Annotated in this window: 5 protein-coding genes; all 5 read left to right on the top strand. The window is 51.3% G+C overall.

Annotated elements, in window-relative coordinates:
* Nucleotides 1-468: phosphopantetheine-binding protein (locus AC55NX_RS18560; protein WP_496997079.1), on the top strand; the 468-nt coding region annotated here is incomplete at its 5' end.
* Between the two features lie 2 nt (nucleotides 469-470).
* The gene (locus tag AC55NX_RS18555) at nucleotides 471-8,696 is read left to right on the top strand and encodes an amino acid adenylation domain-containing protein (RefSeq protein ID WP_496997078.1); all 8,226 of its coding nucleotides are present in this window, start codon (nucleotides 471-473) and stop codon (nucleotides 8,694-8,696) included.
* A 63-nt stretch (nucleotides 8,697-8,759) separates the two neighbouring features.
* A complete protein-coding gene (locus AC55NX_RS18550) occupies nucleotides 8,760-10,466 on the top strand; it encodes a cyclic peptide export ABC transporter (protein WP_082671461.1) in 1,707 nt (568 codons plus the stop codon).
* Nucleotides 10,467-10,773: 307 nt separating this feature from the next.
* Nucleotides 10,774-11,658 carry a fatty acid desaturase gene (locus AC55NX_RS18545; protein ID WP_496997077.1) on the top strand — a complete coding sequence of 295 codons (885 nt, stop codon included), beginning with the start codon at nucleotides 10,774-10,776 and terminating at the stop codon, nucleotides 11,656-11,658.
* The gene (locus AC55NX_RS18540) at nucleotides 11,658-12,266 is read left to right on the top strand and encodes a LysE/ArgO family amino acid transporter (RefSeq protein ID WP_476487619.1); all 609 of its coding nucleotides are present in this window, start codon (nucleotides 11,658-11,660) and stop codon (nucleotides 12,264-12,266) included. Before AC55NX_RS18545 ends, AC55NX_RS18540 begins: the two co-directional genes overlap by 1 nt.

Genomic DNA, 12,266 nt, shown 5'->3' with positions numbered 1-12,266 from the left:
TCGTCACTGACAGCGAGTGAACTGAAGGCGCGTTTGGCGTCGCATTTACCGGATTACATGGTACCGGCGGCTTATGTTGCGCTGTCTGAGATGCCACTGACGGCGAACGGTAAGGTTGACCGCCGGGCATTGCCCGAGCCGGATGAGACGGCTTTTGTCGTGCGGCAATACGAAGCGCCGAAAAATGCTATGGAGACGACACTGGCTGAAATTTGGAGTCAGTTACTCAATGTAGAACGAGTGGGGCGTCAGGATGACTTCTTTGAATTAGGGGGACACTCACTGCTGGCGGTTCGGCTGATTTCAGAGATCCAGCACCGTCTTCGGATTGAGGTGACGATTACCGAACTTTTTGAGCACTCAGTGCTCTCTGCGTTAGCCATGAAGCTGGCTTATATCAAACTTTCTGCTTTTGCATCACAGGATATTGAAAATGTGGCGCAGCGTTTAGCCAAAGGGAAGAAATAATCATGACTGATACACGCTTTTCTATTGATGAATTGTCACCCGAAGAAATGATGGCAATTCTGGAACAACTTGAACAAGACGGGGCGTCACAGCCCCGGCTTCCCGGGCAAGACATCATCGTGGCTGCCGATGAAAATCAACGAGAATTCCCACTGTCGCTGGCTCAGCAACGGTTATGGGTCATGTCACAAATGGATGCTGCGACCACGGCTGCCTACGTGATTGCCGCTGGGATGCGCATTCAAGGGCCATTAAATATGGCGGCCTTAACACAGGCTTTGGATCAGTTGGTGGTTCGCCATGCTGCCTTGCGAACCCACATTGAGCTCCGTGACGGGCAGCCGATGCAAATCATCGGTGCAGCGGATAGCGGTTTTCCGCTGGAGATTTGTCATCCGGTTGCGGGGGAGACTCGCTCCGCTTATGAAGATCCCCAATTTGATCTTACCCAAGGCCCCTTGGTACAAGGGCGGTTAATTCGTCAAACGGACACCGATCACACCCTGTATATCGCCATGCACCACATTGTTGCTGATGGTTGGTCGATGGGGATTCTGACTGAAGAGTTAAGTGTGTTATACCGCGCGTATGCACAAAACAGTGCCGATCCACTGCCGCAACCCATCATTCAGTTCGGTGATTATGCTCAGTGGCAACAAGACCACATTCAAGGCGAGGTACTTGAGCAACAGCAGCAGTATTGGGTATCCCATCTGCAAGGTGCGCCTGAACTGCTGGGGTTGCCGACGGATCGCCCTCGTCCTGAGCAGCGCGACTATCTCGGTGACAATGTCAGTGTGACGCTGGATGCCGAACTGACCGCAGGACTGAGAGCGTTAAGTCAACGTTATGGATGTACCTTGTATATGACGTTATTTGCCAGTTGGGCGGCACTGATGGGGCGTCTGGCCGGACAGGATGATGTGGTGATCGGCACACCGGTAGCCGGACGGACCCGCAAAGAAGTCGGCAATCTGATCGGTATGTTCGTTAATACACAGGCGTTGCGGGTTGATTTATCACAACCGCTGAATACCGAAGCGTTGCTGGCTCAGGTTAAAGCCACTTCACTGGCAGCACAGTCCAATCAGGATATTCCGTTTGAACAAGTGGTTGAGGCGATCGCACCTCAGCGTAGTCTCTCTTATTCTCCGGTCTTTCAAGTCCTGTTTACCTTGCAGAATCAGCCTCGTGTTGAAGCTGAACTGGGCGAGATGCGGTTGTCTCATGTCGAGGTTCCCGATCAATCGGCCAAAGTGGACTTGGCTCTGATCATGACCGAATGTGATGACCATTTATCCGGCACCCTGAACTATGCGACCGCACTGTTTGATCCCGCCACGATCGAACGCTATTTCGGCTACTGGAAATGTCTGTTGCAAGGCATGATCGCCGAGCGTGATGCTGATATCCGGACGTTACCGATTTTGCCGCAATCCGAGCGGGATTACCTGATCAAAACGTTGAATCAGACCGCGCTGGATTTTCCTGATGATGTCTGTATTCATCAACTGTTTGAATCATTTGTCGAGGAGACACCGGACGTAACTGCGCTGGTCACTGATTGTGAATCGCTGACCTATGGTGAGCTCAATTCGCAGGCCAATCAACTGGCGCACTGGCTGGCTGAACACGGCGTTCGTCCCGACAGTCACGTTGCGATTTCTTTACCCCGTAGTGCCGATTTGCTGATTGCAATGTTAGCGACGATGAAAGCCGGTGGGGTGTATGTACCGATGGATCCCAATTATCCTGACGGGCGTCTGATTCATATGCTGACCGACAGCGCGCCACAGGTGTTGATCACACATGCAGACGTTCTACCGCGTCTCGGGGAAATCGCACCGGACTGCACCGTTGTGGATATGGGTGCTCATCGTCATCTCTGGGCTGATTATGAGACAACCAATCTGAATGCCGCAGCCCTCGGCCTGACGGCGCAGCATCTGGCCTATATCATCTATACCTCCGGTTCGACCGGCAAACCGAAAGGCGTGATGATCGCTCACCAAGGACTGTGTAATGTGTCATACGCGCAGCGTAACATGCTGGCCGTGGGCAAAGAGAGTCGGGTTTTACAGTTTGCTTCGATCAGCTTTGATGCGAGCATGTTTGAGATAGTATTGGGGATCTGCACCGGTGCGGAACTACATTTTGCCGGGCCGGGTCAGCCGCTCGGAGAAGAGTTACTGACGATTCTCAAATCCCGCCGTATTACTCATGCACCGCTTCCTCCGGCCGCGCTGGCGAGCTTGCGTACCGACGTGCCGTTACCGGATTTGAAGATGCTGTTAACCGCGGGAGAAGCGGTCACCCGCAGTGTGATTGAACCTTGGCTGATCGAAGGCCGCATGGTGTATAACGGGTATGGACCGACCGAAACCACCATTTGGGGAACGACATGTGCGTTACATCAGGGATTTGACGGTCAGCCACCGATTGGTGTGCCGAGACCCAACGGCACCATTTATATTCTCGATGCCCGTGGTGAGCCGGTGCCCCAAGGGGTGACCGGTGAAATCTACATCGGCGGTATCGGTATTGCCCGCGGTTATCTCAATCGTCCTGATCTGACGGAAGAGCGTTTCTTGCCTGATCCATTTTCACCACAAGCGGATGCACGGATGTATCGTACCGGTGATTTGGGCTGTTGGAAGCAAGACGGTCTGATCCACTATCAGGGACGCTGCGATAATCAGGTAAAAATTCGTGGTTATCGTATCGAGCTGGGTGAAATTGAAACGGCACTGCGTCGCTGCGCAGGGATTCAGGATGCAGTGGTGACCGCGCAAAAAGATCAGCGCGGCAATCAACGTTTGGTCGGCTATTACACGCAGACTGCTGGCGTGACCGTTGACCTGACTGCGCTGAAATCGCGGTTGCATGAGACATTACCGGATTACATGATTCCATCGGCTTATATGTTACTGGAACAATTACCGCTGACACCAAACGGCAAAGTCGATCATAAAGCTTTGCCTCCGGCCGATGAAACTGCATTTGCTCACCGGGTTTATGAAGCGCCACAAACCGAAGTTGAACAGTTACTCGCAGCCATCTGGCGTGACTTATTGGGGATTGAGAAAATCGGTCGTCAGGATCACTTCTTTGAACTGGGCGGCCATTCCCTGTTGTCGGTTCAACTGATTGAGCAGCTGCGTCAACGCGGCTATCACCTGAGTGTCAAAGCGTTATTCAATCACCCGACACTGGCTGCACTGGCAAACGCGCTGACAGAAAACGCTGCACCACAGGCTGCGAGCGTACCGAGTAATCGGATTCCTGACGCGTGTACACAGATTCTGCCGGAGATGTTACCGCTCACTGAACTGACAACCGCAGAGATTGAGGTGATTACCGCCAGTGTTGCGGGCGGGGCGGCCAATATTCAGGATATCTATCCGCTGGCACCGTTACAGGAAGGGATTTTGTATCACCATATCCTGCAGAAGGAGAGTGATCCATACATTACGCCCGTGATCCTGACCTTTGATCAGAAGTCCCGGATGGAAAGCTTTTTGACCGCATTACAGGCTGTGATTCAGCGTCACGACATTTTACGGACCGGTATCGTCTGGGATGGACTGCGTGAAGCGCATCAGGTGGTTTGGCGCAATGCGCCGCTTGCCGTTCATGAACTTCAGGCCGAGCAATTATTGAAGACTTCATTGCTGAATGACGGACAGGGTAAAGACGCTGAATCGTCGCACGGCATCGTTCAGCAACTACAGGCTCATTTTGCCCCTTCCCGGGTGCAGATGGATGTCTCTCAGGCTCCGATGTTAGCGGTTCATTATGTTGCCGATCCGGCGCAGAAACGGTGGGTGATGTGTTTACTTCAGCACCATTTGTGTATGGATCATACCACGCTGGAATTAGTGATTGAGGAAGTTCAGGCTCATTTGTTGGGGCAGGAACATACTCTGCCACAACCCATCCCGTTTCGTAATTTTGTCGCTCAGGCGCGGACCGAACTGAGTCAGCAAACCTATATCGATTATTTCCGTGAGCAGTTAGCCGACATCGAGGTGCCTTGCGCACCGTTTGATTTGTCAGAAACACAGAGTCACGGTCATGAGATTGAATCGTTACGCCATCCGGTTGATGACCGGCTGGCACAGCAGATCCGCTCTCAAGCACGGCGCTATGGCGTCAGTGCCGCAAGCCTGTTCCATCTGGCTTGGGGACTGGTGATTCGAGCGACCACAGGAAGAGATGATGTGGTTTTCGGTACGGTACTGTTCGGCCGGATGGCCGGTGGTGACGGGGCGGATCGCGCGTTAGGGATGTTCCTCAATACCTTACCGCTGCGTCTGTCCTTCGGGCAGATGCAGACCGGAGAAGCGGTGCAGAATACCCATCATCGGTTGGCTGAGTTACTCAACTATGAACATGCACCGCTGTCACAGGTACAGAAATGTAGTGGTGTCAGTGCCCCGGCACCATTATTTACGTCACTGTTAAACTACCGTTATCAAGGCGGCAGTGCCCAAACGGATATCGATACGCAACAGTCAGTCTCGGCTTGGCAAGGAATTGAGATGCTGGCCAATGAAGAGCGGACCAACTATCCGGTCGGATTGTCGGTCGATGATCTCGAAGGGCTGGGGTTCAGTCTGGATTTCAAAGTCGATGCACGTATTGGTGCACAGCGGATGGCGGTGATGGTGGAACAAACGCTGACGGCATTGATGACGGCTTTGACCGATGAGCCGACATGTCCGGTTGGTCAGTTAGCCGTGTTGCCATGCGCTGAACGGGATCTGGTGCTCAACCGGTTTAACCAGACGGCAACGCCATTCCCCGATGAGTCATGCCTGCATACTTTGATTGAGGGGCAGGTGGCCCGCAACCCTGACGCAACCGCAGTGGTGTTTGAAGAGCAGTCGCTCAGTTACGCCGAGCTGAATGCCCGGGCCAACCAACTGGCCCACTGGCTGATTGCGCAAGGCGTACGCCCCGACAGCCGGGTCGCGGTCTGTCTGGAACGAAGCTGTGAGCTGGTGGTCTCCCTGCTGGCGATTCTCAAAGCGGGCGGTGCCTATGTGCCGCTTGACCCGGGTTATCCGACCGAGCGGCTGACCTATATGTTATCCGACAGTGCGCCGGTGGCCTTGCTGACCACAGGCTCCTTGCTCGACGTGTTGGGCGAGATTCCCGAGAGCACCCGTCTGGTGGACTTAGCATCGGCGGTTCAGCCATGGCTTGATAGCCCGCAGACTAACCCGGAAGTAGCGGCGCTGACCAATCGTCATCTGGCGTACATTATTTACACTTCGGGCTCGACCGGATTACCGAAAGGGGTAATGAACGAGCACCGTGGCGTGGTCAACCGTCTGTACTGGATGCAACAGGACTACGGCTTTGGCGTTGATGACGTGGTATTGCAGAAAACGCCGTTCAGTTTTGATGTCTCGGTGTGGGAGTTCTTCTGCCCGCTGTGGTCGGGTGCGACGCTACTGATGGCCAAGCCGGAAGGGCACAAAGACCCGGACTACTTAAAATCCCTTATCACTAATCAAGGGGTGACCATCGTGCACTTTGTGCCGCCGATGTTGCAGAGCTTCCTTGAGGTGGTGAGCCCTGAAGATTGCCCATCATTACGGCTGGTGTTCTGTAGTGGTGAAGCGCTCCCGGCGGAAGCGATTCGTAAGAGCTATGCCCGTTTGCCACAGATTGAATTACATAACCTGTATGGCCCGACAGAAGCGGCGGTGGATGTCACCGCGTGGCACTGTCCGCAGCAACTGGAAGGTGACCGGGTGTCGATCGGTCATCCGGTGGCGAATACTCAGATGTATGTGCTCGATGGTGACGGTCGTCCGGCTCCGGTGGGGGTTGAAGGGGAGTTATACATTGGTGGGGTACAGGTGGCGCGCGGCTATCTGAACCGGGATGAGCTGACCGCAGAGCGCTTTGTTGCCAATCCATACAACGAAGCTTACCCGGTGATGTACCGTACCGGCGATGTCGGTTGCTGGTTAGCGGACGGGACGATTGAGTATCGGGGCCGCAATGACGACCAGGTGAAAATCCGTGGTTTCCGCATCGAGCTGGGTGAAATCAGCTCGGCGTTACAAGGGTGTGGCGGGGTGCAGGATGCGGTGGTGATTGCGCGTGCCTTTGGCGAGAGCGGAGACAAACAGTTAGTCGGTTACTACACCGCGGTGAATCAAGACGCGGTGCCGGATGTGGTAACACTGAAAGCTGAACTGTCTGAGCGTTTACCGGCGCATATGGTGCCGGCGGTATATGTGGTGATTGATGCGATGCCATTGACACCGAACGGCAAAGTGAACCGCAAAGCGCTGCCTGAGCCGGATATCAGCTCGGTGGTGCGGCATGAGTACCAAGCACCGGTCGGGGATGCCGAGGAAAAACTGGCAGCAATTTGGTCTGAGCTATTGGGCGTTGAGCAGGTCGGCCGGGCCGACAACTTCTTCGAGCTGGGTGGTCACTCTTTGCTGGCGGTGCGGATGGTCAGTGAAGCACAGCGGCAAGGGATGACACTGGATTTGGCGAGATTGATGACCACGCCCGTCCTCCATGAACTGGCAGCAACGGTGCAGTCTCAGGATGCGGTTACGCAAAACACGGACAATCCGGCGCAGCACGATCAAGTCATTCCGTTCCGTACCACGGGGAAACAGTTACCCCTGTTTATCGTCCCCGAATTCAGCGGAGAATTGTTATACGGGCCAGCGTTGACGGCGAACATCGACCCGGATGTTCCCGTTTATGGATTATCAGCACCGGATCGGATGCAGACCTCGCTGAAAACCTATCAGCGCATGGCAGAACGTTATGTCAGTATGATTCGCCGGACACAACCCCAAGGACCTTACCGCCTGTTCGGCTGGTCTTCCGGTGGGGTGTTGGCTTATGAAGTTGCCGCGCAGTTACTGGGTCAGGATCAGCGTGTTGAGTTTATGGGGATGCTGGATAGCTGGGTGCCGGGTGTCATCAAACAGCCTGTACAGACCGATGATGAGATGATCACGGCGCTGAGCCACAATATGGTTGAGTATCTCGCCGGACAGATGCACGGTGCTCCGGTTAAACTGCCGAAGAAAGACCACTGGCAGGACTACTACCAGATGGGATGTGCTGAAGGATATTTACCTCAGGCGTGGACGGAAACGTATTTCCATCAGATGTTGATCCATCAGAAAGACTTTCTCCGCGCGGAGTATCAGCCATTGCCTTTACCGGTTCATATCGATTTGATTGCGACACAACAATCGCTGGAGATTGAACCTTTACTGGGGTGGTCTCAAATTCTGCCGGCTGAGAATATCCACTGTGTCACCGTGCCCGGAACCCATTATGAGTTGATGAGTGCCCCTTATCTCTCAGATGTCGGAGCCGCAATTTCACAAGTTATTGCCCGTCGGACTGCGTTTTGGCGGCAGAACCCGGTGCATCGGGCAGCGGATGAAACACCTGTGATGAAATTGCAGAACGGGGTCCGGGGAAAACCGCTTGTCGTGTGTATTCCCGGTGCCGGAGATAATGTTTTCTCATTTGTTGATTTTGTTCAGACTATGCCATCCGACTGGACGGTGCTGGCGATTCAACCGCGAGGATTATGGGGTGGCGGCATCCCTCACAGTAGTGTTGAGGCTGCGGCATCCTTCTATCTCGATGCGTTGCAAGAGATGCTGGGCGCACATGAGATTCATATTGTCGGTCACTCATTTGGTGGATGGGTCGCTTTATCTCTCGTCACCCAAATGGAGGCGCAGGGCATTGCGGTGAAATCACTGACAATCGCAGATTCCCGGGTGCCGCTGCTCTCATATCATCAGGAATATAGTGATCTTCAGGCTTTGGTACGTCTGATCGAGTTATTTGAAATGCGAGGTTGTTCACTCGGATTAACACCAACCGATCTGGCACCGCTCTCGTATCATGAGCGTCTTTCAGTGACGTTAAGTCGTTTGATTGACTGTGGACAACTGCCGAAAAGTACCCGAAACAGTGATTTTGCAGCGATTTATCGTTCCTTCGCAACACACATTCGTATTTGGTTCACACCGGATGTATTACCGAAAACACCCACCACGCTGGTGATTGCGCAAGGTTCGTCACCCGAACGTTTTGTCGGTTGGAAGACACTGATGCCTGAAGTCAGCGTGCGACAGAGTTTGGGGAATCATATGACATTATTAAAGCAACCCGACGTTCAGTTACTGACTGAGACGATACAGGGTAAGACTGCTATTTAACTGAAGATGTTGTGGCCGCTGTATTCGATAGCGCAACCACATTCAAAAAGATGAGGAATTGAGATGTTTAAATCCATTTTAAGTCGTTTTAAATGGCAGATTTTCGCAGCAACCGTCCTGAGTGTGGTCGGGGCGTTAGCGGGGATTATGATGCTGAGGATCATCACCGCTCAGGTCAGCCTGATTGGTGCCGGAAAATCTCCCGGCCCCCACGCGTTTCTGATTTTTGTCGGTGTGGTGGCAACGGTGTTGTTGTTTAGTCTCGCATCCCGTTATCTGTTGGCAAAATTGAGTGCCCGGGTGGTGTATGAGTTTCGTGATTCTCTGGCGAAGCGGCTGCTCTCAACATCGTATGCGATGCTGGAACAGATCGGCGGGCACCGCGTGATGGCTGCGATGAAAACCGATGCGGCGAAGTTATCCGACGGACTGCTGTTACTACCGGGGTTTATCTACAGTTTAGTCACGGTGCTGCTGTGTCTCGGCTACATGGTGTATACCTCATGGGAACTGTTCTCGGTGGTCTTCGTATTGATCGCATTGATCGTAGTGATTGCGAGGTTTTTCCTGAAACGCGGCTTTCACCATTACATGCTGCTGCGCGAGTATGAAGATGACATGTTCAGTGGTCTGAAAACTTTGGTGGACGGAATTAAAGAGCTGAGTATCAATGCCAACCGCCGTCGTTTTACTTACAATCAGATTCTGGAACCGAACTTTAAAGCGATTCGCGAGCGGAGCGTCAAAGTGTCGGTGATCTTTACCATGATGGGCAGTATGGCTTCGACGCTGGTTTTCTTCGTAATTGGGATCATCGTTTTCGGCAGTCGGATTTATTTCCCCAACGTGCCATTGGAAGTGATCGTCACGTTTGTATTAACCATTCTGTATATGGTCAATCCATTGCAGGGCGTGATTGATTCCATGAGTCGCTTCAGTGACTGTTCAAGCTCTTACCGGAATATCGAGAGCCTTGAACTGGCGGAGTTGGATGATTTTCATCGTACCACCGACGGGGAGAAAAAACCGCAGGCGGAACATGAGTCATGGCAGCGACTGACCGTCCGGGATCTGATGTTTCAGTATCAATCGGAAGACGATGAATATTCGTTCCATGTCGGCCCCGTCAATGCTGAATTTCATCGCGGTGAGGCAATTTTCCTAACCGGGGGTAACGGCAGTGGGAAATCCACTTTCGCCAAACTACTGGTCGGATTGTATCGCCCGAATCAGGGTACGATTCAGCTCGACGATAAATTGGTGTCGGAAGCGATTGATACCCATGAATATCAACAGATGTTCTCGACGATCTTCTCGGATTTCCATTTATTTGAGCACGTGCTGAACGGTGAGGGTGAACCGGAAAGTGATGAAGTGATTCAAAAATATCTGGCGGATCTGGAGCTGACCAGCAAAGTGACATCCAAAGACGGTAAGTTGTCTTCGGTGGCGATGTCTCAGGGACAGAAAAAGCGCCTCGCGTTATTGATGTCATATATCGAGGATACGCCAATTTGCCTGTATGACGAATGGGCTGCGGATCAAGACCCGCGTTTCCGTGAGATCTTCTATACCCGGATCATCCCCGAACTGAAACGCCAGAACAAACTGGTGTTGGTGATCAGTCATGATGATCGTTATTTCCACCTCGCTGATCAGCTGATTAAGTTTGAAAGCGGTAACATTGTCGAGAATATTGTGGCGAATAAACCTCAAGTTGAATCCGTGGCAGCCGCAGAGGAAAACGAACTGATGACGATATCGGTTTAACATCAGGCAGATATTGGACTTGAACGAATCAGGGCGGTAGTTATATGACTACCGCCCTGATTTTTTGGTCAATGGAAATTGGATAAACAGCATTTCGTAGTGTCTCTGATGCTGATCGCGAAACCTCGAAAAATGTCTGAGCGGTCAAGATTAAGTGGTTATATATGCATCAAATGTTACTGATAGGTATTGAATTTGTAATTGTTTCACATTAGTATTTTTCGGCTTACGCAATCGTTTGCATTTTTAATCACAAAAATAATAATTTTTATAGATAAATAAATCAATTAAAGGCTGGGGAATGGTGATGTCAATTCACGAAAGCTCACTCACAGGTGAGGAACATAGCGAGTTTTTGAATCGCTACTTTAAACCATCAGTAATTCAGTTTGTGGGGCGCTCTTTGCTGTCAACACTGACGACTTTGGTTCTATCTGTCTGGGCTGTCATTGACTGGCATGAGAATCAGATAACGACGTGGATCTTTGCGGCAGTGGCCGTGGTTCTGTTCGCGGTGAATCTTCGGTTTCAGGAAAATTTAGTCCATAGCGGCAGCCATTACTGCGCGAGTCATAATCCGGTCACTAATGACCTGTTGGTGAATATTTTCGCGGGTTTACAAGTCGCTCAGCAGGTGAAAGCCTACCGGTTGAGTCATTCGATGCATCATGCTTATTTCGGTTCAGACAATGATCCGTGTAAAGCACGTTATGAAAATCAGCACCGGCCATTGCGCAATATGCTGGCAATGACAGTCAGTTTTTATCAACAGATCAACGCCAATAAAATCGCAGTGCTTATGACTGTTCTCTATTATGCAGGACTTTATGCACTGGTTGCACAAACGGCTTCCGTTGAGGTTGCAACAAGGTTGGTGATGTTGGTTCTCGCTGCCTTCTTTTTGGTATTACCCGTGATCCGTTACATTGCTGAAATGGCGGAGCACGATTATACCTTGTCTGATTCTGAATTCGGTTCTACGTTCAATAACTTATCTGTAGTTGACCGGTGGTTGTTTCACCCGGCTGCGGATGGTTATCATCTGTTGCACCATCTTTATCCCGCCATCCCGTTTTGGCAGCACAAAAAAGCCCACAGATTCTTAATGGAGCGAGATGAGCAGTATGTCAACGGGCACCACAAAACATCGACAGTTGAAAAGTTTAAGTTATTCATCGGAGAAAAAGGATAATGGACGCATTTGTTGCAGGAATTACTTTAGGCTTTAGCCTGATTTTAGCGATTGGTTCACAGAATGCTTTTGTACTGAAGCAAGGTTTAAAGCAGCAATATGTTTTCTCTATCTGTGCGGTTTGTGCCTTATCAGATGCGATTCTTATCACCATCGGTGTCTATGGGATGACGACAATCGTGTCGTTTCTCCCGCAGTTTTCTTTGTTTGCTAAATATTTTGGGATTACTTTTCTGCTGTTTTATGGCATCCAAAACCTGCGCTCAGCCATTTGGCATAACGGGTCATCTATGACGGGTGAGGGCGCGGATAGTTTGCCATTCACCAAAGTAATTCTGACCTGTTTAGCGTTTACATGGCTTAATCCACATGTTTATCTCGATACGGTTCTTTTGATTGGGTCTATATCGACAAACTATGCTGAGCAACAATTCTTCTTTACTGTGGGAGCTGTGCTCGCTTCATTCATTTTCTTCTTTATGCTGGGTTTCGGTGCAAGGTTGCTGACGCCGATATTTTCCAAACCCATGTATTGGCGTGTGCTCGACGGCATTATTGGTATCTTTATGCTGTCTATCGCCTATAAACTGATGTTAATGGATATATAA

The organism is Vibrio rubrogenes (genome assembly GCF_059641415.1).
Note: the sequence above shows the minus strand (reverse complement) of the source record. Positions and strands in the feature narration are given on the sequence as shown.

Bases quoted from the DNA above. Each gene is read 5' to 3' on its own strand.
- AC55NX_RS18555 (WP_496997078.1), top strand. From the start codon at position 471: ATGACTGATACACGCTTTTCTATTGATGAATTGTCACCCGAAGAAATG.
- AC55NX_RS18550 (WP_082671461.1), top strand. From the start codon at position 8,760: ATGTTTAAATCCATTTTAAGTCGTTTTAAATGGCAGATTTTCGCAGCA.
- AC55NX_RS18545 (WP_496997077.1), top strand. From the start codon at position 10,774: ATGTCAATTCACGAAAGCTCACTCACAGGTGAGGAACATAGCGAGTTT.
- AC55NX_RS18540 (WP_476487619.1), top strand. From the start codon at position 11,658: ATGGACGCATTTGTTGCAGGAATTACTTTAGGCTTTAGCCTGATTTTA.